Source organism: Rhodococcus sp. NPDC004095, from assembly GCF_053604015.1.
The window spans coordinates 243408-267568 of sequence record NZ_JBSGGS010000006.1 but is presented as its reverse complement, the minus strand read 5'-3'; the positions used below and the strand labels follow the sequence as shown (position 1 = coordinate 267568).

The 24161-nt window shown below is 68.9% G+C and carries 20 protein-coding genes and 1 tRNA gene; 12 read left to right on the top strand and 9 right to left on the bottom strand.

Annotated features, from left to right (window positions below; all coding sequences use genetic code 11):
• Positions 1–9 precede the first annotated feature (9 nt).
• Entirely contained in the window at positions 10–1338 is a 1329-nt protein-coding gene (locus ACWEPG_RS14295) for an FhaA domain-containing protein (RefSeq protein WP_450113893.1), read from the bottom strand.
• A gap of 162 nt (positions 1339–1500) precedes the next feature.
• Here ACWEPG_RS14295 and ACWEPG_RS14290 point away from each other — a divergent pair.
• Positions 1501–1583 (top strand) — tRNA-Leu (locus tag ACWEPG_RS14290).
• Between the two features lie 787 nt (positions 1584–2370).
• Here ACWEPG_RS14290 and ACWEPG_RS14285 read toward each other — a convergent pair.
• Both ACWEPG_RS14285 and ACWEPG_RS14280 read right to left on the bottom strand, forming a co-directional pair.
• Positions 2371–2916 (bottom strand): hypothetical protein, encoded by a 546-nt coding sequence (locus ACWEPG_RS14285; protein WP_450113906.1) that lies wholly within the window; start codon positions 2914–2916, stop codon positions 2371–2373.
• 234 nt (positions 2917–3150) lie between these two features.
• On the bottom strand, positions 3151–4023 hold the full coding sequence (locus ACWEPG_RS14280) for a hypothetical protein (protein ID WP_452594646.1): 873 nt from the start codon (positions 4021–4023) through the stop codon (positions 3151–3153).
• Positions 4024–4271: 248 nt separating this feature from the next.
• Between ACWEPG_RS14280 and ACWEPG_RS14275 the strand changes: the two genes are divergently transcribed.
• Positions 4272–5072: a hypothetical protein gene (locus tag ACWEPG_RS14275; protein ID WP_452594645.1), complete on the top strand. Its 801-nt coding sequence runs from the start codon at positions 4272–4274 to the stop codon at positions 5070–5072.
• A 78-nt stretch (positions 5073–5150) separates the two neighbouring features.
• On the opposite strand, the gene ACWEPG_RS14270 is transcribed toward ACWEPG_RS14275, so the two are convergent.
• The gene (locus ACWEPG_RS14270) at positions 5151–6146 is read right to left on the bottom strand and encodes a hypothetical protein (protein ID WP_452594644.1); all 996 of its coding nucleotides are present in this window, start codon (positions 6144–6146) and stop codon (positions 5151–5153) included.
• Positions 6147–6319: 173 nt separating this feature from the next.
• On the opposite strand from ACWEPG_RS14270, the gene ACWEPG_RS14265 reads away from it, so the two are divergent.
• Together ACWEPG_RS14265 and ACWEPG_RS14260 are read left to right on the top strand one after the other, a co-directional pair.
• Positions 6320–6967 (top strand): maleylpyruvate isomerase family mycothiol-dependent enzyme, encoded by a 648-nt coding sequence (locus ACWEPG_RS14265; protein WP_452594643.1) that lies wholly within the window; start codon positions 6320–6322, stop codon positions 6965–6967.
• A 29-nt stretch (positions 6968–6996) separates the two neighbouring features.
• Positions 6997–7887 carry an esterase/lipase family protein gene (locus ACWEPG_RS14260; protein ID WP_452594642.1) on the top strand — a complete coding sequence of 297 codons (891 nt, stop codon included), beginning with the start codon at positions 6997–6999 and terminating at the stop codon, positions 7885–7887.
• A gap of 91 nt (positions 7888–7978) precedes the next feature.
• On the opposite strand, the gene ACWEPG_RS14255 is transcribed toward ACWEPG_RS14260, so the two are convergent.
• The gene (locus ACWEPG_RS14255; RefSeq protein WP_450133860.1) at positions 7979–8506 is read right to left on the bottom strand and encodes an acyl-CoA thioesterase; all 528 of its coding nucleotides are present in this window, start codon (positions 8504–8506) and stop codon (positions 7979–7981) included.
• Between the two features lie 198 nt (positions 8507–8704).
• Positions 8705–9748 (bottom strand): FAD-dependent oxidoreductase, encoded by a 1044-nt coding sequence (locus tag ACWEPG_RS14250; protein ID WP_452594641.1) that lies wholly within the window; start codon positions 9746–9748, stop codon positions 8705–8707.
• Positions 9749–9823: 75 nt separating this feature from the next.
• Here ACWEPG_RS14250 and ACWEPG_RS14245 point away from each other — a divergent pair, with 75 nt between their 5' ends.
• From ACWEPG_RS14245 to ACWEPG_RS14225, 5 genes are all read left to right on the top strand, one after another.
• The gene (locus tag ACWEPG_RS14245; RefSeq protein WP_452594640.1) at positions 9824–10411 is read left to right on the top strand and encodes a TetR/AcrR family transcriptional regulator; all 588 of its coding nucleotides are present in this window, start codon (positions 9824–9826) and stop codon (positions 10409–10411) included.
• A 283-nt stretch (positions 10412–10694) separates the two neighbouring features.
• Positions 10695–15296 carry a glutamate synthase large subunit gene (gltB, locus tag ACWEPG_RS14240; protein ID WP_452594639.1) on the top strand — a complete coding sequence of 1534 codons (4602 nt, stop codon included), beginning with the start codon at positions 10695–10697 and terminating at the stop codon, positions 15294–15296.
• Positions 15289–16743, top strand: a complete 1455-nt coding sequence (locus tag ACWEPG_RS14235; protein ID WP_450113916.1) for a glutamate synthase subunit beta — start codon at positions 15289–15291, stop codon at positions 16741–16743. Before gltB ends, ACWEPG_RS14235 begins: the two co-directional genes overlap by 8 nt.
• A gap of 255 nt (positions 16744–16998) precedes the next feature.
• Positions 16999–18765: an Ig-like domain-containing protein gene (locus ACWEPG_RS14230; RefSeq protein ID WP_452594638.1), complete on the top strand. Its 1767-nt coding sequence runs from the start codon at positions 16999–17001 to the stop codon at positions 18763–18765.
• 105 nt (positions 18766–18870) lie between these two features.
• Positions 18871–20559, top strand: a complete 1689-nt coding sequence (locus tag ACWEPG_RS14225) for an Ig-like domain-containing protein (RefSeq protein WP_452594637.1) — start codon at positions 18871–18873, stop codon at positions 20557–20559.
• 63 nt (positions 20560–20622) lie between these two features.
• On the opposite strand, the gene ACWEPG_RS14220 is transcribed toward ACWEPG_RS14225, so the two are convergent.
• Positions 20623–20805 (bottom strand): hypothetical protein, encoded by a 183-nt coding sequence (locus ACWEPG_RS14220; RefSeq protein ID WP_450113919.1) that lies wholly within the window; start codon positions 20803–20805, stop codon positions 20623–20625.
• Positions 20806–21008: 203 nt separating this feature from the next.
• Here ACWEPG_RS14220 and ACWEPG_RS14215 point away from each other — a divergent pair, with 203 nt between their 5' ends.
• Together ACWEPG_RS14215 and ACWEPG_RS14210 are read left to right on the top strand one after the other, a co-directional pair.
• On the top strand, positions 21009–21920 hold the full coding sequence (locus ACWEPG_RS14215) for a cutinase family protein (protein ID WP_450113920.1): 912 nt from the start codon (positions 21009–21011) through the stop codon (positions 21918–21920).
• 129 nt (positions 21921–22049) lie between these two features.
• The gene (locus ACWEPG_RS14210; protein ID WP_452594636.1) at positions 22050–22406 is read left to right on the top strand and encodes a hypothetical protein; all 357 of its coding nucleotides are present in this window, start codon (positions 22050–22052) and stop codon (positions 22404–22406) included.
• Between the two features lie 310 nt (positions 22407–22716).
• Here the strand turns inward: ACWEPG_RS14210 and ACWEPG_RS14205 are convergent, their stop codons facing one another.
• Complete coding sequence (locus tag ACWEPG_RS14205) at positions 22717–23043, bottom strand: hypothetical protein (protein WP_452594635.1); 327 nt, start codon at positions 23041–23043, stop codon at positions 22717–22719.
• A gap of 93 nt (positions 23044–23136) precedes the next feature.
• On the opposite strand from ACWEPG_RS14205, the gene ACWEPG_RS14200 reads away from it, so the two are divergent.
• Complete coding sequence (locus tag ACWEPG_RS14200; RefSeq protein ID WP_452594634.1) at positions 23137–23949, top strand: DUF4304 domain-containing protein; 813 nt, start codon at positions 23137–23139, stop codon at positions 23947–23949.
• Here ACWEPG_RS14200 and ACWEPG_RS14195 read toward each other — a convergent pair.
• Positions 23937–24116 carry a hypothetical protein gene (locus ACWEPG_RS14195; protein WP_450133870.1) on the bottom strand — a complete coding sequence of 60 codons (180 nt, stop codon included), beginning with the start codon at positions 24114–24116 and terminating at the stop codon, positions 23937–23939. The genes ACWEPG_RS14200 and ACWEPG_RS14195 overlap by 13 nt on opposite strands.
• Positions 24117–24161 lie beyond the last annotated feature (45 nt).

Here is a 24161-nt window from a genome sequence, read left to right as displayed (position 1 = left end):
CTCTGGTAACTAGACGATGCGTACCAGGATCTCGGAGTGGCCGGCGCGGATGACGTCGCCGTCGGCGAGCTGCCAGTCCTGCACGGGGGCGCCGTTGACGGTGGTGCCGTTGGTGGAGCCGAGATCGGACAGCATCGCGACCTGGCCGTCCCAGCGGATCTCGATGTGCCTGCGGGACACGCCGGTGTCCGGCAGCCGGAACTGGGCCTCCTGACCGCGGCCGATCACGTTGCGGCCCTCGCGCAGCTGGAAGTTGCGTCCGCTGCCGTCCTCGAGCTGCAGGGTGGCGGTGAAGGTGCGGTTCTGGTCGTAGCTCGGGTACTCGGCACCGTAGGCCTGGCCGCCGTACTGCGGCTGCTGCTGGCCGTAGCCCTGCTGCTGGCCGTACGCCGGGTATTCGGTGCTGGGCGGGTAGGGGTTGGCGTAGTCCGCCTGCGCGTAGTCGGCCTGGGCGTAGTCGGGCTGCTGCTGGCCGTACGCGGGGTAGTCCGGGTTCGGCGGGTACGGATTGGCATAGTCCGCCTGCGCGTAGTCGGCCTGGGCGTAGTCCGTCTGCTGCTGGCCGTACGCCGGGTAGTCCGGGTTCGGCGGGTACGGGTTGGCCGGGTAGTCCGACTGCGCGGCGTAGTCGCTGCTCGGCGGGTAGGGGTTGGCGTAGTCCGTCTGCGGGTACGGGTTGGCCGGGTACTCGGAGCCGTTCTGACGGGCACCGCCCTGCGCGTAGCCGTTGCGGGGCTGGTCGTAGCCGCCGCCGGCCGCCGAGTAGCTCGGGTAGGCGTTGCCGTTCTGGGCGCTGACCGGGCGGTCCTGCGGGTACCGACCCTCGTCGGCGGGTTCGCGCGAGGGATCGAAACCTGAGTTCTGGGTCATCTGGCCAGCTCCTGAGTTCATGGGTGCGGAGGGTCGTGCGTTCGCGGGCGGTAAGGGTACTTGCCGATTCGGTTGCGGGGGCGGTGTTGCACCCACATCCGGATCCACTGCACCGCTGGTCCGGAACTGACCGGTGTGGAGTGTGGGCGACGCCTCGAACCGAACGGAGATCGGGCCGTAGGTCTGCCACCCCTGATCACGGATGAAGTCCTCAAGGTGTCGGGAGAACGCCTTGACTGTCAAGTCCCTGTCGGATGAAAGTTCTTCGTGATCGGACTCGTTGATCGTGATCACGTAGGAGTTGGGGGCCAACGTGTGCCCGCCGTCCAGTCGCTGCAGACCGTCGACGGCCTCGCGCTGTAGTGCGGACTCGACCTCCTGGGGAACGACACCTCCGCCGAACACCCGGGCCAGCCCGTCGCCGACGGCGCCCTGAAGTCTTCTTTCGAAGCGCTGGACGATACCCACGCCGCCTCCTCTCGACCCTCTCCGCGTGTCGCGGTCAGTCTCGACCGCACCTGCATGATATCTGCGACGGCGAACATAGGCCCCGGGGGTGATCATCATCGCAGGTCAGGGGGGCGAATCGTCGTTTCCTGGGTACCCGTGCTAGTGTTTCCAGCGTCGCTCGGGCGAGTGGCGGAATGGCAGACGCGCTGGCTTCAGGTGCCAGTGTCCTTCGGGACGTGGGGGTTCAAGTCCCCCTTCGCCCACAGAGAGCAGTTCCACGAACTGCGCAGAACGAGGTCACGAACCCAGTCGGGTTCGTGACCTCGTTTTCGTTGGCGGGTGGCCATGCATCCAGAGGGCGGTTCGTCATTGCGCGGTGGTATCCGCGACCGCTGATCGACCACCACGTGGTCGGGATGATTCTGATCAGCAGTGCCCCGCACGCAGGTTGGCGGGCCACCTTCGCGCATTACGGTCGCAGCCACTCCATCCCGGGTGTCGACGAGGCGGCGGCCCGCTACACCGCGCAACCCGACGACCGGACCCTGCGCGAGCTCACCCTCGCCTCCGCCCCCTGGAACTTCACACCCGCATCGTTTGCCGCGGGCCGCGCTCTGCTCGAGACCCCGCCCTGCAACCACGCTGCGGAGGCCTGGGCCGACACCCACTTCGACGACACCCACCGGGCCCGTTGGGCATCGCACAGCCTTCCAACGCTCATCGTCAGTGGTGCCGAGGACCGCGTCGTCGACCAACACCTGTGGTGCGACGAACCGGGTTTTCGCCGCCCGAACATCACGCACCGCCGGATCGACCGGGCCGGCCACTTCCCGTGGCTCGACAACCCGGACGCCGTCGGCGTGCCCTTCGCGGAACCGATCGACCGGCTCGACCCCCAACAGCACCCCAGCGGGCTGAGGCAAGTTCAATGGGCTCGGCCACGAACTCGACTGTGCACACGGCCTTTGCGGCACGCACAGGGTGATTCGACGCACGAAACCCCTGTGCACGCCAGAAGTGTTATGTGCACAGGGGTTTTGCGACCGGTGTCTAGAGCGTGCCGTTCTCGATGTCGCGCTTCATGGCCTGCTGGTTCTCGATGTGCGACGACACGCCGTTCTTCACGGTGTAGTCGATCAGCATCGCCGGCGCCGAGAACGTCAGGTGCTCGGTGACCGTGGTCGCGCCGCCATCCTCGGCGAAGGTGACCTCCTGGTGGGTGATCACGCCGGGCGCATCCCAGGTGTCGGTGCTGTACCAGTGATCGGCGGCGTACGTCCGCTGCTGCCCGACGGTGCGTCCCGGGATCGACACCGAGCCGGCCGGGATGTCCTCGAGGGCGATGAACTCCCAGACCTCGGCACCGTTGTCGGTGTACTTGCGGCGGTCGAGGACCTCGCGCAGGAAGGGATGCCGACCGATACCGTTGGTGAAGTTCGAATACACCGGGAACACCCGATCGATGGGTGCGTCGATGGTGACCGGCAGGGTGACGTTCACGGTCGCGAGTGCCGAGTCGGGCAGGCTCTTCTCGAACTCGTATGCCGCCCACGAGGCTTCCCATTCCACGTCCAGCGCGGAGGACGAACTCGACATGGCCTCGGCCCCTGCAACTCCCGTGCTCCCCAGCACGATCCCGGTAGCGAGCAGGCAGGCCGCGAGTGGTGTGGATTTCGAGCCTCTGGCTCGCCCGACACCGACCTGCTCCGGACGTTCGACCATCGTGTTTCCTCACCCCGTCGAGACCACTGCCACCGTTCGGCGACCGGGCGCATGTTACGCCGCCCGCACCAGCGATCGACCTCGAATGGGAGCAGAATCTGCATGCCGTCAGGAGTCGAACTCGGCCGCGCTCTCCCGGGCCCGCGTCAGCTGCGTGTCCGCGTGCCGGGCCGCCTTCTCTGCGGTGCGGAGGGTTGAGTCGGCGAACCGCGACTCGTGCTCGGCCCGCGACAGCTCTTCCCGTAGCTCTTGCACTTTCCGATTCGCCGCCTTCGCCCGTTCTGCCGCCGACTCGAGCTCCGAATTCGCCTCGCGTGCCGCCTCTTCGTCCTGGGCAACTCGGTCGAGGGCCGCACTGCGAGCGGCTTCGCGGGCCTCACGTCGCTCCGCTTCGCGTGTTTCGTCGCGTGTCGGTCGATCGTCGGCCTTGGTGGTGTGCTTCGTGGGCCGAGGTGCAGGCTCCGGCGTGGTTTCGGCCGTCGTTGGTGTGGGTACCGCTGCGATCAATGCGGGCCCGAAACCGCTGTAGGACACCGCACCGAGCATTCGTCCGCTCCGCAGATCGGTGCCGATCTCGGGGTCGGCGAGTGCCGCCGACAGCGACTGCCCGACCTCGCGCAGCACGGTCTCGGTCAGCTCGCGGCCGCGCTCCCTGGCCGCGGCGGCCGCGCGGTCCGTCAGTGCCGACAGCACCGCCGCACGCTGGGCCGTCAGCGAGCGCAACTCCTCACCGCGCAACGCCTGCTGCGCCGCGCGCAGCGTGGAGCCGAGATCGAGCAGTCGAGCGACGTCCTCCGGGTGATCCCGGACGAGCAGGTTGAGCGCCCACCCGGTCGTGGTGGGTTTGCGCAGGCCCGCCAGTTCCTTCGCCAGAGCCTTGTCACCCTCGGCCTTGGCGCTCGCCACTGCCGCGCCTCGAGCAGCGACGAACTCGGACGGCTCGACCCCGTAGAGTTCGTCGGCGGTGCTGTCGAAGTCCACACGTAGATCTTGGCACCGCGATCTCACGGCAGACCAGGGATTGCCGGGAGCCGTGCCGGGGAGTCATCCATCACCCTGCGGCGTCAGCGCTTCGCGCGCGGGTGACGAGTGGGCCGTTGCAGCCGTGGTTTCATGAACAGGTGCAACGACCGATTACAACGGTCATCCGGGGGGTACTGGCGGTTGCCGGCGTGGCCATGCTGGCTGCGTGCGGCACGGACTCGACCTCCGCGGAGACCGCAACCACAATGACCACGACGCCGAATTCCACTGTCACACAGGCGCCGTCGGATCCCGTTCTCGACGTCGATCCCGCCCTGTACGACAGCGGATCCGGGCGGTACCGCTTTCACGTCGCCGGATCCCCCAGGCGGGAATGTGTGATCGTCCAGGGCTCGTCCGGGGTCGGAACCTCGGTGTACTGCTCGGTGACCTTTCCCGACGGAACCCCCGACGTCACTGCTGCGCCGTTCAGTGGGCCCCCGAACACGGTGGTGCTCACCGGGCAGGGCTCCTATCCCACGATCACCGAGGGCGGCCCGCCCGGGGCCGCGCTGCTCGCGGTGAATTCGCGCCTGACCGTCGACGACGCGAGCTGTAGCGCCGTCCCTGGGGGATTCGCCTGCACTGTCGGCCCGAGCGCGGCGCGATTTGTCGACGGACAGTTGACCCTGACCGGTCCGAAGGTGTCGAGCCCGGCGGCTCCTTCGAGCGCACCCACCTCGACTGCTCCCGTCACCACGGCATTCGCACCCATGGATCACTACACCGACGGCACGACCCCGGCGGCGCCCGGATCCCTGTGTGGGGCAGCGACCGGTCGGCGATTGGTGACGGTCGTGACCGGCGCGATCTCCTGCGCCGATGCACTGGACGTGCTCGACACCTATCGCGGGCTTCCGCCCGGGGACTACGGCAATGCGAACATCCGCGAGTTCGACGGCTGGACCTGTGCGAGCCCGACGGCCGCGCGGTCACGCGAGGTGGGGTACGGAACGCAGTGCACGAAGGGGGACATCGAGTTGACCACTCCGCTCGGCGGCTCCTGACCCGAGCCCCGACCGATCGACGAGAGGCACTGGTGATGGATGGATTTCGCCACCGGACTGCCCGCGACGCCGAGCGGGTCAGGCGAACAGCGGGTCGGCGCGGGCGATCGTCGTGACCCGGGTGGTGACGTCGATCGTGATCACGGGCCGCCGTGCCGCGAGCTCGCGCAGCGCGGCGACGGTGCCTCCGCCGGGGATGCGCGGATCTCGCACGGCGATGACCACGTCCGCGTCGGAGAGCATCAGCGCGTTGTGTGCGCGGAAGACCTGCTTGTCCGGTCGGCCGCCCACCATCACCCGGCGCCTCGCGATCGCCAGCAGCCGTTGATGTTCGGCGACCTGCTCGGGTGGCCGGCCGACTGTCAGCTCCGGGTGGGGCTGGTACGCCCACAGTGACAGGCCGGCCTCGGTGGCGGCGTCGGCCCACCACAGGTCCGCGCCGGTTGCGAAGCCGCTGATCGCGATCTGCGTGCCATGGTCGGCGGCGAGTTTGCCTGCCAGACGGGCCAACTCGCCCTGCACCCACTCGGCCGTGCCGGGCTCCCGCAGCAGGTGGTCGCGGTGTCCGGTCACCGCGGCGCGGACCCAACGGTCCGTGGCATCGCCCCGGGCGACGGCGCGTTGCCGCATCCAGGTGCGGCCGAGCTCATTTCGGCCGATCGGAGTCTTGTAGCCCCGGTCGCGGTTTCGGCCCCACAGCTTGTCGGGTCCGGCGGCGACGAGCAGTGCGTCACCGGTCGCCGCGAGGGCCGCCGCGACGACCAGGTCGTCGGTCATGGCGGCGACGATCTCTCGGAGCACCGTGAACCGGGCGGTCGGCCAGTCGTCGCGGCGGACGGCGCCGATGCCGATGCGGTGCGCGGCCGCGCTGCTGGTGTCGGGGTCGGCGATGCGGTCCCAGGCGATCGTCGACGTGGTGTGGGAGGCGGCGAACGCGTGCTCGGGGGTCGGCCAGGTGCGGCCCGCCCACTCGATCGGCACCGGCCGGCGCAGGTGCAGCGGCCAGTCCGGGTGCGCGCCGAGGTCGACTACGTCGAGCGCCGTCAACGCATCGGGTGTCGTCTGGCTGGTCACTTCGGCTCCGTGGTGGTGGTCAACGACTACCAGGATGGGGGATGCGTTCGTCCTCGTCGAGGCGGACTGCGCTTTCGCCGGGCCTTCGCACTGCCGTGTTCCGGGTGCCGACGAGCATCGGTCTGTGGAAAACTCGGCCCTCAGGGGAGATTGCGACAACGGGGGTGGATGCGGTGGATCAGAACGGCATGGACGTGAGGGGGCACATCCATGCCGAACGAGACGAACTGGTCGCGTTGTTGCGGACGCTCGGTCCCGACCAGTGGTCGACGCAGTCGCTGTGCGGACTGTGGTCGGTGCGTGACGTCGCCACGCACCTGTCGATGGACTCGGTCACCATGCCTCGCTATTTCCTTGCGGCACTGCGTAATCGATCGGCCGATCGCGTCAACGAGTCCTACGTCGCCACCCACGGCGACGTGGCGACCGATGCCCTCGTCGAGCAGCTTGCGGATTCGGCGGCCTCGAGTTGGTTCGCCCGGTACGCGCCGCGCCTGACCCTCGCCGATCACGTCGTGCACCAGCAGGACATCCGGCGCCCGCTCGGACTCCCGCGAACGATCGACCCGGAGCGGCTGTGCCTGGTCCTCGATCGACCCGATCCGTTCGCCCGGCCCCGCCGGTTCACCCGCGGCCTGCGGTTCGCCGCGACCGACCTCGCGTGGGCGAGCGGCAGCGGGCCCGAGGTCCGTGGGCAGGCGGAGGCACTGGCACTGGTGATGGTCGGCAGGCCGTCGGTGCTCGACGAGTTGGAGGGCGACGGAGTCGGGCTCCTGCGGGCACGCATGTCGCCCGGACACGATTCGGCGTCCGGCCGGTAACCGGCCGACGGGGACAGGGAGCAGGGGACATGGGCGGACGCGCGGCCCTTCTCGGGGCGTTGATCATCGGGCTGGCCGTGACCACGGGGGCGGCCGCGCAGGCGGCGCCCGCCACCGGATCGGTCGATCCGGTCGTGCCACCCGCGGGTGAGGCGGTGCCTCCTCCGATCGACTGCCGCCCCTCCGCCGAACATCCACGGCCGGTGATCGTGCTGCCCGGCGCCGACGGAGGCACGTCCGAGACCGCGGACCAGTGGGCGACGATGACGTCGGCGCTGCGCGGATCGGGTGCGTGCACCCTGCTGTTCCAGGGCGGTGTCGTGGACGGCCGACGCTGGGCGGGCAACATCCCCGACGAGGCCGTCCAGCTCGCGGAGTTCGTCGCGTCGGTACAGGCCGCCACGGGTGCCGACGCGGTCGATCTCGTCGCGCACTCGGCGGGCACGGTCGTCTCGAACTACTACCTGAAGGTGCTCGGCGGTGCGCGGAACGTGGCGCATGCTGTCTTCCTGGCGCCGGAGGGCCGGGACTGCGACGGCGCGGGCTTCGTCGCGGCATACGGCATCGACGATCCGCCCGTCACGCCAGTGCAGGTGGTGCGGGCACTGCCGTTCCTGCCGCCGCTGCTCGGGCACGTCTCGCCGGACCTGGCGGTCGCCCTCCAACTGGCGCCCGGCTCGGAGGTGTACACGAAGGTGTTCGTCGACGGACCCCTCACGCAACCGGGCGTCGACTACTCCGTCATGGCCACCGAGCGCGACGAGATCGCCACGCCCGCCCCGACGTGCTCGTTCATCACCGAACCCGGTGTGACGAACACGCTGTTCGAACAGGTCTACCCCGAGGCGCCGGCGGTGGACCACTCGAGCCTGCGGTCGAGCCCGCAGACGGCCGAGTGGGTGTTGGAGCAGCTGCAATGATCACGCGACGGTCCCGAATGCCACAGGTCCGCGTCGTCGCGTGTTCGCCTGCTGGAGAGCGTGTTCGAACCTCAGGCCGAGCAGGCGTACCTCACCACGGCCTGCTGGTGCTGAGGTACGCGGCCATCTCCTGACTCTGCTGGCGGTGTGCGCGCCGGTGCTGTGCCCGCACGTCGCCGGTCTCGTTGAGTTTGCGTTCCTCGTCGGACTCCGGGACCACCTCGGGGACCCGGGTGGGCAATCCGGCGTCGTCGATTGCCACGAAGGTGAGGAACGCGGTGGCGGCGATACGGCGGTCGCCGCTGCGCAGATCCTCCGCGGTCACCTTCACGAACACCTCCATGGAGCTGCGCCCGGTCCAGGTGACGTACGACTCGAGGCACACCGAGTCCGAGGGCCGGACGGGTGCGAGGAACGCCACAGAGTCCGTCGACGCGGTCACGACGGATGCGCGGCTGTGGCGGGTCGCGGAGATCGACGCGGTCATGTCGATGTCGCTCATCAGCCTTCCGCCGAACAGCGTGTTGTGATCGTTCACGTCGTTGGGAAAGACCCTGCTGGTCTTGACGACTCGTGATTCGCGGCATGGTTTCGCCTGCACGATTGCCCTTTCGCTCATTGCGGTCGTCGGGATCTCCGCAGGCCGCACCCCTTCCAGCCTACGAGTTCGTGCCTCGGCCCCGGGCTCCCCGGCGAGTGGGGATCGGTGGGAGGTAAGGGCGTCCTCGGTGACCTTCGACACAATGGGGCGAAGTCACGATCCGGTCACGCTATGGTTACGTCAGCGCTGGCCGCAGCTGATCTCGAATCGCTGCGGTCAGTAGTCGTTTCCGGACCTTTTCATCCGGGTTCCGGTGGCCGCTCCGAGGACCGCGTCCCGCATCCGCCGGCCCGAGTCGGCCATCGCCAGCCTGCCCATCGCCCGCGATCCGCGCACCAGCACCCGGGTCCGGTGACGGCGGGCCCGGTCGTAGCGGCGCAGCGCGGTGGGCACGTCGGGGCTCTCGGTCAGGGCCCGGCCGAGGGTGACGGCGTCGACGATCGCCTCGCAGGCGCCGCGTCCCAGGTTGGGTGCCATCGCGTGGGCCGCGTCGCCGATCAGTGCGACGTTGCCGCGCACGTAGCACGGCAGGGCGGGGGAGTCGTACAGGTCGTGGTGCAGCAGGGCGGACTCGTCGAGCCGGTCGAGCACGTCCCGGACCGCGCGGTGCCAGCCGCCGAACCGGTTGCGCAGGAACGCGATCCCGCCGTCGGGTGAGCCGGGTTCGACCCGGACCGCGGCGAAGAAGTTGGTCAGGGCGCCGTCGCGCGGGGTGATGCCGAACAGGGCGCCCGCGTCCCAGGTCTCGGTGGTTGTCGTGGCCTCGCCGGGCACCCACCCGCGCCACGCGCTCATCCCCAGCGGCCGGGCCCGGTAGCGCGGGCCGAACAGCGCGTCCCGGGTGCGGCTGCCGATCCCGTCGGCGCCGATCACGACGTCGGTGTCCGCGGGGATGCCGTCGACGGTCGTCGAAAGCTCGAGCACGCCTGCGGGGAGCGGTTCGGCGAGGGTGCGGAGCAGTGCCGGCCGCGACACCAGCACGGTCGCGCCGCCCGGGGCGCCGAGGCGGGCGATGGTGGATCCGTCGGGGCGCAGGATCGCGCCGGAGGTCTGCGCGACGCCGAGTGCGCGAATGCGGTCACCGAGACCGAGGGTGTCGAGGGCGTGCTGCGCCCGCGGCCACATGCCGAGGGCGGTGCCGCTGGAGGGGAGCGAATCGGATCGCTCCAGCACGCGTACCTCCCAGCCGGCCCGAATCAGGTGGTTCGCCGCGGTGAGGCCGCCGATGCCTCCGCCGACGATCGTCGCCGTTCCTCGCATGGAGCCAGGGTACTACGGATGTAGTGCCAGTTACTACCGATGTAGTGAAGCCCACTACCGCTGTAGTGTTCGGGCATGGCAGGCAACCGTGATCAGGCACTGGACGCGGCGATCGACCTTCTCGGCGCCCGCGGCCTCCGGGGCCTGACCCATCGGGGCGTGGATGCGGCGGCGGGGCTCCCGCAGGGGTCGACCTCGAACTACTTCCGGACCCGGGACGCCCTGGTCGGCGCGGTCGTCGCGCGTCTGGTCGAGCGGGACCGCGAGGACTGGGCGGCGCTCGGATCTGCCCGCCTGCCCGCGACGGTGACCGAACTCGCCGACGGGCTGACCGGATACGTGCTGCTGGCCACCGGCCGCGACCGGCTGCGCACGGCCGCCCGGTTCGCGCTGTTCGCGGCCGCCATGACCGATCTCGCGGTGGCCGAATCGATCGGCCGTGGCCGCGCCGAACTCGTCGAGTGGGGGACCACCATGCTGGCCATGCTCGGCGCCCCCGATCCGGGGAAGCACGCTGTGATCCTCACCGACTACCTGGACGGTGTGATCCTGCACAGATTGACCGGGCACGAGTCGGTGTCGGAAGAAGTGCAATTCGACCCGCGGGCGGGAATTGTTACGGTCCTCGGCGCGGTCTTCGGGTCCGGATCGGGCCGGATGTGACCGGAAGAACTTCGGGATAGCCCCACGTCAACGCTATAAAAGGCTACCCTTGGTTGGCACTGCCCATGGGTTCTGAATTATCGTTTTCGGAACATGCTGGACACACAACAGTCCAGAGGGCCACTCGGCTGAGCCGGTGACGGACGGGTAACACCCCGTGCGATCGACCGCGGCGAGGCGAGTGGGCGCGCCGATCCGACGCTGTGTCGGCGCTCGTTCTGCCACGTGATGGCCATCAGCGTTGCTGGTCGTCTGTGCACTTTCACGCACACGAAGGCTAGGTATGAAGCAATTTCCAGGCCACAGGTCTCACGGACCCCAGGGCCTCTATGACCCCGCGAACGAGCACGACGCGTGTGGTGTCGCGTTCGTCGTCGACATGCACGGTCGTCGCAGCCGCGACATCGTCGACAAGGCCATCGCCGCGCTGGTGAACCTCGAGCACCGCGGCGCTGCCGGTGCGGAACCGAACAGCGGCGACGGCGCCGGCATCCTGTTGCAGGTCCCGGACTCGTTCCTGCGCGCGGTCGTCGACTTCGAGCTGCCCGCCGAGGGCGCCTACGCGACCGGCATCGGCTTCCTCCCGCAGGGCGCCGAGGCCGCCGACGAGGCCGCCACCGGTGTCGAGCGGATCGCCGTGGAGGAGGGCCTGACGGTTCTCGGCTGGCGTGAGGTCCCCACCGACGCATCCTCGCTCGGTGCGATGGCCCGTGACGCGATGCCGACCTTCCGGCAGCTGTTCCTGGCCGGACCCGACGCCTCGATCACCGGCATGGACCTCGAGCGCAAGGCCTACGTGGTCCGCAAGCGCGTCGAGCACGAACTCGGCGACGGCGGCTCCGGCGAGGGTGCCACCGGCCGCGAGTCGGTGTACTTCCCCAGCCTGTCCGGGCAGACGTTCGTCTACAAGGGCATGCTGACCACGCCGCAGCTCAAGAGCTTCTACCTGGACCTGCAGGACGAGCGGATGGAGTCCTCGCTGGGCCTGGTCCACTCGCGCTTCTCCACCAACACCTTCCCGTCGTGGCCGCTGGCGCACCCGTTCCGCCGCGTCGCGCACAACGGCGAGATCAACACCGTCACCGGCAACGAGAACTGGATGCGGGCCCGTGAGGCGCTCATCGAGTCCGACGTGTTCGGCGAGGGTGCGCTCGAGAAGATCTTCCCGATCTGCACCCCGGGCGCGTCCGACACCGCACGTTTCGACGAGGTGCTCGAGATGCTGCACCTCGCCGGCCGCAGCCTGCCGCACGCCGTGCTGATGATGATCCCGGAGGCGTGGGAGCGGCACGAGTCGATGGACCCGGCCCGCCGCGCGTTCTACGAGTACCACTCCGCGCTGATGGAGCCGTGGGACGGCCCGGCGTCGGTGTGCTTCACCGACGGCACCGTCGTCGGCGCCGTGCTGGACCGGAACGGCCTGCGCCCCAGCCGCATCTGGGTCACCGAGGACGGCCTCGTCGTGATGGCGTCCGAGGTCGGCGTCCTCGACATCGACCCGGAGAAGGTGGTCGTCAAGACCCGCCTGCAGCCGGGCCGCATGTTCCTCGTGGACACCGCGCAGGGCCGCATCGTCTCCGACGACGAGATCAAGTCGGAGCTGGCCGCCGCGCACCCGTACCAGGAGTGGCTCGACGCCGGCATGGTCCACATGGAGGACCTGCCCGAGCGTGAGGTCCTGCACATGAACCACGAGCGCGTGCTGATCCGTCAGCAGGTGTTCGGGTACAGCACCGAGGAGCTGAACATCCTCCTCGCGCCGATGGCGAAGACCGGTGGCGAGGCGCTCGGCTCGATGGGCACCGACACCCCGATCGCGGTGCTGTCCTCGCGGTCGCGGCTGCTGTTCGACTACTTCCAGCAGCTGTTCGCGCAGGTCACCAACCCGCCGCTGGACGCCATCCGCGAGGAGGTCGTCACCAGCATCGGCGGCAGCCTCGGGCCCGAGGGCGACCTGCTCAACCCGGGACCGGACTCCTGCAAGCTCCTGAGCCTGCCGTCGCCGATCCTGCACAACGACGACCTGTCGAAGCTGGTGCACGTCAACGACGACGGCAAGTTCCCCGGCTTCCGCTCGGTGGTCATTCCCGGCCTGTACCGGGTCGCGGACGGCGGCGCAGGCCTGCGTGCCGCGCTCGACAGCATCCGCTTCCAGGTCTCCGAGGCCATCGCGGGCGGCGCGCGCATCATCGTGCTCACCGACCGCAACTCGAACGAGACGTTCGCGCCGATCCCGTCGCTGCTGCTGACCTCGGCTGTGCACCACCACCTGGTGCGCGAGCGGTCCCGGACCAAGGTCGGTCTGATCGTGGAGGCCGGTGACGCCCGCGAGGTGCACCACATGGCTACCCTGATCGGTTTCGGTGCCGCCGCCGTCAACCCGTACATGGCCTTCGAGTCGATCGAGGACATGATCGAGAGCGGCGCGCTCACCGACGTCACCTACGACAAGGGCGTCGCGAACTACATCAAGGCCGCGGGCAAGGGCGTGCTCAAGGTGATGTCCAAGATGGGCATTTCCACCCTCGCCTCGTACACCGGCGCGCAGCTGTTCCAGGTCATCGGCCTCGGGCAGGAGCTCGTCGACGAGTACTTCACCGGCCTGAACTCGCAGCTCGGCGGCATCGGTCTCGACGAGATCGCGGCCGACGTCAAGGTCCGTCACCAGAACGCGTACCTGCCCCGCAAGGAGGAGCGCGCGCACCGCGAGCTCGAGGTCGGCGGCGAGTACCAGTGGCGTCGTGAGGGCGAGTACCACCTGTTCAACCCGGACACGGTGTTCAAGCTGCAGCACGCCACCCGCACCGGCCAGTACTCGATCTTCAAGGAGTACACCAAGATGGTCGACGACCAGTCCGAGCGACTGGCGTCCCTGCGCGGCCTGTTCAAGTTCAAGTCCGGTCTGCGCGAACCGATCTCGATCGACGAGGTCGAGCCGGCCAGCGAGATCGTCAAGCGGTTCTCGACCGGCGCGATGAGCTACGGCTCCATCTCGGCCGAGGCCCACGAGACCCTGGCCATCGCGATGAACCGCCTTGGCGCACGGTCGAACTCGGGCGAGGGCGGCGAGGATCCGCGGCGTTTCGAGGTCGAGGAGAACGGCGACTGGCGCCGGTCCGCGATCAAGCAGGTCGCGTCCGGTCGCTTCGGTGTCACCTCGCACTACCTGACCAACTGCACCGACATCCAGATCAAGATGGCGCAGGGTGCCAAGCCGGGTGAGGGCGGCCAGCTGCCGCCGCACAAGGTGTACCCGTGGGTCGCCGAGGTGCGCGGCTCGACGCCGGGCGTCGGCCTGATCTCTCCGCCGCCGCACCACGACATCTACTCGATCGAGGATCTCGCGCAGCTGATCCACGACCTGAAGAACGCCAACCCGCAGGCCCGCATCCACGTGAAGCTGGTCTCCGAGGTCGGCGTCGGTACCGTCGCCGCGGGTGTGTCCAAGGCACACGCCGACGTGGTGCTGATCTCCGGTCACGACGGCGGCACCGGTGCCTCCCCGCTGACCTCGCTCAAGCACGCGGGCGCCCCGTGGGAGCTCGGCCTCGCCGAGACCCAGCAGACCCTGCTGCTCAACGGTCTGCGCGACCGGATCGTGGTCCAGGTCGACGGTCAGATGAAGACCGGCCGCGACGTGATGATCGCGACGCTGCTCGGCGGCGAGGAGTTCGGTTTCGCCACCGCGCCGCTGGTGGTCTCCGGCTGCATCATGATGCGCGTGTGCCACCTCGACACCTGCCCCGTCGGTGTCGCTACGCAGAACCCGTTGCTGCGCAGCCGGTTCACCGGCAAGCCGGAGTTCGTGGAGAACTTCTTCCTGTTCATCGCCGAGGAGGTGCGCGAGCTGCTCGCCGAGCTGGGCTTCCGCACCCTCGAAGAGGCGGTCGGTCAGGTCGACGTGCTCGACACCACCGCGGCGGTCGAGACCTGGAAGGCGTCCAAGCTGGACCTGTCGCCGATCCTGGCGCAGCCCGAGACCTCCTTCCCGGACCAGGACCTGTACTGCACCGGCACCCAGGACCACGCGCTCGACAAGGCGCTGGACCAGGAGCTGATCGTGCAGGCCCGGCCCGCGCTGGACGGCGGTACCGCGGTGCAGATCGAGTCGAAGATCACCAACGTCAACCGCACGGTCGGCACCATGCTCGGCCACGAGGTGACCAAGGCGTACGGCGCAGAAGGACTGCCGGACAACACGATCGACATCACCTTCACCGGGTCGGCGGGCAACAGCTTCGGCGCGTTCGTGCCGAAGGGCATGACGCTGCGGCTCAACGGCGACGGCAACGACTTCGTCGGCAAGGGCCTGTCGGGTGGTCGCATCGTGGTGCGCCCGCCGCTGCAGACGGCGGACGGGTTCGTCGCCGAGGACAACATCATCGCCGGCAACGTGATCCTCTTCGGCGCCACCGGCGGCGAGGCGTTCCTCCGGGGCGTCGCGGGTGAGCGTTTCGCGGTGCGCAACTCCGGCGCGACCGCGGTCGTCGAGGGTGTCGGCGACCACGCCTGCGAGTACATGACCGGTGGCCGGGTGGTGATCCTGGGCAAGACGGGGCGCAACTTCGGTGCGGGCATGTCCGGCGGCGTGGCGTTCGTCTACAACGCCGACAAGTCCTTCGAGGCGAACCTCAACACCGAGCTGGTGGATCTCGAGGACCTCGAGCACGAGGACTTCGCCTGGCTCAAGGGTGTCGTGGAACGGCACCGGGACGAGACCGGTTCGGAGGTTGCCGCGCGCATCCTCGCGGACTGGTCGCAGCAGGTCAATCACTTCGCGAAGGTGATGCCGCGCGACTACAAGAAGGTGCTCGTGGCGATCGACACCGCGAAGAAGAACGGAACGAACGTGGACGAAGCGATCATGGAGGCAGCTCGTGGCTGATCCGAATGGCTTCCTCAAGCACACCTCCCGCGAGACCCCGGTCCGGCGGCCGGTGCCGCTGCGCCTGATGGACTGGAAGGAGGTGTACGAGGACTTCGACTCGAAGACCCTCCGCACCCAGGCCAGCCGCTGCATGGACTGCGGTATCCCCTTCTGCCACAACGGTTGCCCGCTGGGGAACCTGATTCCCGAGTGGAACGACCTGATCTACAAGGATCGGTGGCGCGAGGCGTTCGACCGACTGCACGCGACGAACAACTTCCCGGAGTTCACCGGGCGGCTGTGCCCGGCCCCGTGCGAGGCGTCCTGTGTCCTGGGCATCAACCAGGATCCGGTCACCATCAAGCAGGTCGAGGTCGAGATCATCGACCGCGCCTTCGACGAGGGCTGGGTCAAGCCGATCCGCACCTCCAGCCTGACCGGCAAGAAGGTCGCCGTGGTCGGCTCCGGCCCGGCCGGCCTGGCCGCCGCGCAGCAGCTGACCCGGGCCGGTCACACGGTGACGGTGTTCGAGCGTGCCGACCGCATCGGCGGCCTGCTGCGCTACGGCATCCCCGAGTTCAAGATGGAGAAGCGGCACATCGACCGTCGCCTGGTGCAGATGGAGTCCGAGGGCACCGTCTTCCGCACCGGCGTCAACGTCGGTGTCGACATCACCGCCGAGGAGCTCAAGGCCCAGTTCGATGCTGTCGTGCTGGCCGGCGGCGCCACCGAGGCGCGCGACCTGCCGGTCCCCGGTCGCGAGCTTGACGGCATCCACCAGGCGATGGAGTTCCTGCCGATCGCGAACCGGGTGCAGCTCGGTGATCTCGACGCCCCGACGATCACGGCCGAGGGCAAGAAGGTCGTCATCATCGGTGGCGGCGACACCGGCGCCGACTGCCTGGGCACTTCGCTGCGGCAGGGCGCGGAGATCGTGCACCAGTTCGAGATCATGCCGCGGCCGCCGGAGGCCCGCGCGGACTCCACCCCGTGGCCGACCTACCCGCTCATGTACCGGGTGTCGTCGGCGCACGAGGAGGGCGGCGAGCGGGTGTTCTCCGTGAACACCGAGCAGTTCGTCGGCGAGAACGGCAAGGTCACCGCCCTCAAGGCCCACGAGGTTCAGATGGTGGACGGCCGCTTCCAGAAGGTGGAGGGCTCGGACTTCGAGCTCGAGGCCGACCTGGTGCTGCTCGCCATGGGCTTCGTCGGTCCGGAGAAGCCGGGTCTGCTCACCGACCTCGGTGTCGACCTCACCGACCGCGGCAACGTCGCCCGGTCGGACGAGTGGGCCACCAACGTCCCGGGCGTGTACGTGGCCGGTGACATGGGTCGCGGTCAGTCCCTGATCGTGTGGGCCATCGCGGAGGGCCGCTCGTGCGCGGCCGCCGTCGACGCCTACCTCGAGGGCGGGCAGACCTTCCTGCCGTCGCCCATCAAGCCCACCGCCGCACCGCAGCGGTAGGAATACCGCCGGTCAGCGTCGCCCGGCATCGCTCCAGCAACCCGCCGTCCCGGTTCCTCCGGGGCGGCGGGTTTTCCTTTTGTCCTTCACCTGACCTGGCTGTCATTCGGTTGGACGAATGTCCAGGTTAAATGGACGTGTGTTCAGCAAAACGCTTCTGCGTTTGCCTCGTTACCGCTACGATCCCTCGCTGAGATGTGACTGTAATCACACACAAGGGCCGGCGACGTCAGCTGGTCCGTCGAGGAGGTAGCAGTGCGCCTGACCCTTCCCCGTCGCCTCGCGACACCGATGATCGCGGCCACGGCCGCCGCTGGGCTCGTGCTCGGCGTGACCGGTGGCGTCGCGGCCGCCGATCCGCCCCAGTCGAGCAACTCCATCACCAGCGCCCAGCTCGTGCTCTCGAAGGAGGTGGTCGGCAGCAACGTCGTCCACCCGGGTGACACTGTTTCCTACAAGATCACCGTGGCCCACACCGGCAGCGGAATCGAGCTGTCGATTCCCGAGGTCAAGGACATCCCGCCGGCCGGCTTCACGCTGGTGCCCGGCAGCGCCAAGGCCACCTACCTGGGTTCCACCACCCGCGCGTCGATCTCCACCAACTCCGACGGCGGCGCGAGCGCGAAGTGCACCAGCGGCTGCACGTTCCTCGTTGGCGGCTTCGTCGTCAAGAGCGGTCAGAACGTCACCCTCGAGGCCAGCTACACGGTGCCCGCGAACCAGCCGTTCGGCGTCTACGACAGCGGCGTCATCGTCAAGCCGAACACCTGGCAGACCGATCAGGGCAGCCGCACCTTCGGTGTCAACGTCGAGGTTGCCGACCCGGCCGTGAACACCACGACCAGCCTGCAGGCCCCGGCATCGGCGAAGACCGGTGAGGCCGTCACCCTCACTGCCAACGTCGGCCCCGCGAACGCGGTCGGCACCGTCCAGTTCAAGGACGGCGGCAACAACATCGGCGGCCCGATCGCCGTTTCGGGTGGCAACGCAGTCCTCTCGCACACCTTCGACACCGTCGGCGCGCATTCGGTGACCGCCGAGTTCACCGCCGGCGCCGGTTTCCACAACTCGGTCTCGACCGCGTCCACCGTCGACGTCACCGCCGACACCACCACGACCCTGACCGTGCCCGCGACCGCGGTGGTCGGTGACGACGTGACGCTGAGCGCGACGGTCTCGCCCGCCACCGCGACCGGTCGCGTCCAGTTCAAGGACGGCGCCACCGACGTCGGCGCGCCCGTCGACGTGGTGAACGGCGCCGCGTCGATCACCCGGAAGTTCGCCGAGGCCGGCACGCACAACTTCACCGCGAACTTCGTCGGCACCGGCGGCTACTCCGACTCCGCGTCCGCCGCGTCCCCGCTGACCGTCACCGACGCCGACTTCGGTACCACGACCACCGTGCTCGAACCCGTCACCGCCGTGGTCGGCACGCCGGTCAACCTGTCCGCGACCGTCTTCCCGATCCCCAGCGGCGGCGACGTGACCTTCAAGGTCGACGGCACCCCGGTCGGCACCGCACCGGTCGGCACCGGTGACGGCGTCGCGGTCCTGCCGCACACCTTCACCGCCGCGGGCAGCGCCAACGTGGTCGCCGAGTTCACCGGCACCGCCGGATTCACCCCGTCCACCTCGGCCGGTTTCACCGTCACCGTGAGCAACCCGGACACCCGTGCGGCCACGTCCACCGCGCTCGCCGTCTCCGGCAACGCGGCCGTCGGGCAGACGGTGACCCTCACCGCCACGGTCGACCCGGCCAACGCCGACGGCACCGTGCAGTTCAAGGCCGGCACCACCGAGATCGGCGCCCCGGTCGCCGTGGTGAACGGCGTCGCGACGCTGACCCACACCTTCGACGCGGAGGGGACCTACGCGGTCACCGCCAACTTCGTCGGCGGCAGCGGGTTCAAGGACTCGGTGTCCGGTCCGACCGTGCTCACCGTGTCCGCCGCGGGCACCCCTGGTGGCGGTGGAACGGGTAGCGCCGACTTCGGTTCGCTGACCGACCTCTTCAGCTCCTGAGACTTCGGCCGGGGCCCGGGTGATCGGACCCCGGGCCCCGGCCGACTCACCAGTTGCCCTCATTCATCCGTAGGAGAACTCGTGCAAAAGAAGAGAATTCGCGGGATGGTCACACCCCTGGGGGTCGGCGCCCTCGCCGGCGTCACCATTCTCGCCGGGGTACCCGCCCAGGCCGCCCCCAATACGGTCACCTTCAACAACACCTGTCTGGCGACCCCGTCCGCGGTCGCGGGTCCGCAGAGTCAGACGCAGGAAGCCTCGATCGTCGTCGACGCACCGGCGTCCGTGAACGCGGGCGAGGAGTACGACGTCGTGGTCACGGCTCCGCCGCTGACCATTCCGAACTCGAACTCGGGCTCGGCGCTGCAGAGCGTGTCCCGGGTCAAGGTCGACATGGAGGTGCCGCAGAACGCCCAGGTCATCGGCAGCGAGATCGTTCCGGGCACCAGCTCCGGACTCAGCGGTGTCGCCCCGAACCTGCTGCGGGTCAACGAGAACGGCGTCGTCGATGCGAACGGCACGATCCTCCGACTGTCCGGCAACAACCAGGTCATCGGCAACAGCCCCACCGCGAGCAAGAGCTCCCGAGGTGGCATCGTCGCCCTGGCACAGTCCGGCGCGAACACCGTGTTCCAGCTGCCCCAGGTGAAGGTCCGGCTGAAGGCAGGCGCCTCGGGCACGGTGGACGTCAAGCTCCGTTCCGCAGGCGACGCCGGGCTCTACGGCAACGACAAGAACTACCTGACGTTCCTGCCGGAGGCGACGCTCCTGATCACCGCGTGGGCGCCGACCCAGTGCAGTCCGCGGGACTCCTCGACGGCGCCGCTCAACTCCGGGGCCGGCCCGCTGGCCAGCACGAGCATCGTGGAGGCGGACAAGCAGACGACCACCACGGTGGTGGCACCGGGCGCCGTCAAGAACGGCGACTCGGTCACCCTGACCGCCAACGTCAACCCGGCCGCGAACGGTGGCACGGTCCAGTTCTCGGTCAACGGTACGGCGATCGGCGGTCCCGTGGACGTCGTCGGCGGCGCGGCCAGCACGACGCACACCTTCGACACCGACGGCGACTTCACCGTCACCGCTGTGTACTCCGGTGCGCAGGGCTTCGAAGGATCGACCTCCGCCCCGAAGACGATCAATGTCAGCACCGACGACATCGCCACCAGCGTCGCGATGACCGCGCCCGACAAGGCCTACGTCGACCAGGACGTCAACCTGCACGCGCAGGTCACGCCCGCGGTCCAGGGCGGCACGGTCGAGTTCACGATCAACGGTGGTGACAAGGTGACGGGCACGGTCGGCACCGACGGTGTCGCGGTCGCGCCCTACAAGTTCACCGGCACCGGCACCCACAGCGTGGTCGCCCGGTACTCCGGTGCCGAGGGGATCGCACCGTCGGTCGCGCCCGCCTTCCCGGTCAGTGTCACCGTGGCCCCGCCCGCGGATGTCCAGACGACCACCACTCTCGCGGCGGTCGGCACCGTCGCGAAGGGGCAGCCGGTCACCCTGACGGCGACGGTCGATCCGGCGAATGCCAAGGGCAAGGTGCAGTTCAAGCTCGGTAACACGCCGCTCGGTGCACCGGTCGATGTGGTGAACGGGGTTGCGACGCTGCCCACGACGTTCGCCAGTGCGGGCACGTTCAGCGTCACCGCGGAGTTCGTCGGTGCGGCCGGTTTCATCGACTCGGACTCCGAGCCGCAGACGCTGACCGTCCCCGGTGACACCGACGGGGGCGGCGGAACCGGCAGCCTCGACGGCCTGTTCGGGGGCTTCGGCTCCTCGCAGTAGCCGGCCGAGCCTTCGCGATTCACGTGGCCACCCGGGCACCGCGCCCGGGTGGCCACGGTCGTCCTACACGCCGGCGCTGAGCGCGACGCTCAGTGGAATCACGGTCAGGAAGATCACCGCCACGACGAACAGGCCGATCACCAGGGCCCGGTTCCAGCCGCCGCGGGCACCGCTGGCGGCGGTTACGAACAGCACGAATCCGATACACACGGATCCGATGGTGAGCAGTACCGAGGAGTCGACCATGCCCCGATTCTGCCCCGGGCCGCGGCGGCCGGGCCGCCGGGTCGTTCACCGTCGGTCGATCGTGGTATTTCTGGTGCTTCACCTCGCTACCGGACGTCGCCGCGGGGTAACGTTTCTTTACCGCTTGTGCATCTTTTCGACACATCCCGATGCGACGATCGCCGCGTCGTTTCGGGAGTGGCAGGAACTAGGGGGTCGGGAGTATGGGGCTGAGGAAGTTCGTGGCGATGGCGTCGGCAACCGTCGCTGCGAGTGCGGGATTGCTGGTCGGTGCCGGTGCAGCGCAGGCGGATCCGGCGTGCCCCGACCTGTATGTGGTCGCGGTCCCGGGCACCTGGGAGACCGGTGTCACGCCGGACAAGAACAGCGGCGGCGGCATGCTCGCGGACGTCACCGACCGCCTGCGGGGAGCCGACATCCAAACCGACTACGTGCGCTACGTCGCGACGGCGTTCCCGTGGGAGGGCGAGGTGTACGGCGCCTCCCGGCAACAGGCCACCAACAATGCCCGCGGCATGCTCGAGGCGATGCAGTCCCGCTGCGGCAACACCCGCTTCGGGATCATCGGCTACAGCCAGGGCGCCGACGCGGCAGGTGAACTCGCCAACGAGATCGGCACCGGGCTCAGCTCGATCCGTCCGGAGAAGGTGGCGGCCGTCGGGCTGCTGTCCGACCCGAAGCGGTCGCCGACCGACGTCCTGATCGGACCGTGGGTGCCGGGCAGCGGCGCCGGCGGACCGCGTCCCGGCGGGTTCGGCTGGCTGAGCGACCGGACCGTGACCTTCTGCGCGCCGGGTGACCTCTACTGCTCCACCGAACCCGACGACTTCGTGACGCGAATGGCCGGCTTCGCGGCGACGAACTCCGACCCGGGATCGTCGGACTCGCCGGACTACGCTCCGGAAGCCGGCGTGATCCTGGGTGACCTGGCCGGGGCCGGTGGCATCCCGGCGCTGCAGAACCAGCTGACCGACGAGGCCAACCTGCAGCGGGCCGGCCAGATGGCGAAGTTCTACGGCTCGGGCGCGCACCAGAACTACCAGGGCTACAGCGTCGACGCCGCGGGGAACACCCCGACGGCCTGGCTCGCCGGCTGGCTGCGCGACAAGGCCTGACCGACACGATCGATCGAAGCGGCCGGATCCACTGGATCCGGCCGCTTTTTCGTGGCGATCCGATTGGCGCGGCAGAATGGTCCGGTGTTCCGTTTCGGCCGGTCCAGGAAATCCGATGACTCACCTGCCATGTATGAGCCGCGAGAGCTGTTGCGCGCGTTCGAGCGTCACGCGACGCGAGAGGTACGTCCGAACTCGGGTGAGCTCCTGATCGTCATCCCGCTGAGCGACGACAGCACCCTGGAAATCACGGTCCCGGACCCCGCGGCGGACTGGATCGACTCGCGCGTGCGGGGGCTCTGCACCTCTCTGGGTGCGATCGATCGACGGGCCCAGCGCATCCTGCGCGGCGAGTTCACCGTCGGGTGGGTCGAACTCGACTCGGCGGACCACGGCATCGTCGACTACTGGGCCATCGGCCTCAACAGCGAGTACCCCATCGACATCTCCTGGGGCGGAGACGACTGGCAGGAGTCGGCGACCTAGGGCATGCCTCCCAATCCCCATTTCGGCGCCTCTGGCGCCCAATCGCCGCCCCGCTGCGTTGTCGTCGGCGCCGATACAACAGCCGTATCGGCTTCTCCTCCGCCTTACGAGACGACGATTGCTTCGCCAGATGCATCCGAGAGGGATCAGGAGACACGCCCTAGCCGCCCCGCGGTGCCGGGATTCGTCGTCCCTGCTGGTCTGCCGGTACACGATGGTGCCGCGGCACCGCTCGCGTGCAGCAAACGGTCCGGTGGGGCGGGTGTCGGCGCGACTTCCTCGCCCACCCCACCGGACCTGGGCCAGGTGGTTATGAACCGAAGAAGATCTCGGTCGGAATCTCAGCCTGCGGGAACTGCTGATGGAACTGCTGGATCTGCGGTGCGAACTGCGGGTACCGCTGCTTCAGCTGCTGGACGTGCTGCTCCAGCTGCTGGTTCTGGCCCTGGTTCTGGCCGGGAATCTGGTTCGGGCCCTGACCCTGGTTCTGACCGGGAATCTGGTTCGGGCCCTGACCCTGGTTCTGGCTCTGTCCCGGTCCCTGGACGGGATCGGCGCTGGCGACACCCGCTCCGATCCCGACCGCCGCAAGTCCGAGGGTGCCGACGGCGGCCGCTTTGATCAGTAGTGCCTTCACGGGTGTACCTCCTGGTCGACGGCGAATGCTCGTCGTGTGAAACGGGTCTGTCCTGACACGATCCATCATCGAGGAGCTCGCTGACCTGCAGGTGTGCAGAGCCTGACAGGTTGCTGGAAGCCGCTGTGCTGCAGTACATCACCTGCGCAGCGAAGCATCTGGGCGGTCCGGGTGCGATGGCGCCGGCCGGCTTGTCCGCATGCGGCGGCACGTGTCCGGGCGGATCCGACCTGGCAACCGCCCGGCGAGGAGCACCCGGTGTCGCTGGTAGGTTGTGCCGTCGTGGATGACTCGGTACCGACCGGTTTCGACGGCGTCGAACGCAATCATGTTCGCCCCTTGTTGAAGGGACTCGGCTTCCGGAAGCGGGCGCTGGTCTTCACCCGTGTCAGAGACGGGCTGACCGATGTCGTTACGTTGCAACGCTCTTCGGGCAACTCTGGTGGCCACGTGCGGTTCTACGTGAACTGCGGCGTCTACTCCACGGAATTCGCCGCCGCGATCGGTGACACGGTCACCGAACGTCCGAGGGAGGTCGACTGCCAGTTCCGGTGCCGGCTGGACTCCCTCGTCCCGGGGGCCCCGCAGTGGTACGAGATCGACGACGCAGCGGCCGCCGAGCCGATCGGGACCGCGCTGGCCGCCGCGCTGGAGACGGCGGCATCCGCGCTCGCTGCCGTCAGCACGTCCGACGAGGTCGCGGACCGGATCAGCCGCGGCGTCGCGACCGAGGCATTCCGCTACCGCGTCGCCACCGGTAACTGGGAGTCGGCGCGGGAAATCTACCGTTCCATTCGGGCCGAGTTCGGTACGGAGGACCGGTGGCCCAGAATCGACGCGATCCTCCGGAGCCACGTTCCGGAAGCGACACTCGCGCTGATCGTGGAGCCGGTTCAGCCGTTGTAGACGGTCGACGACCGGTGCTCGTACCAGCGGGCGAGCTGCTCGCCTCCGCTGAGGACGAGGACGACAGCATTCTCTGGAAGCGCACCGACATGCGCCGCGACGTCGGGGAGGTGCGGCGATGGACATTCCCGCACCGAAGGCGCACTGCGCGGTGGACGCTCCGGCATCGGAGGGATGCTGCAGCAACTGATCTCGGTTGTGCACACGCGACG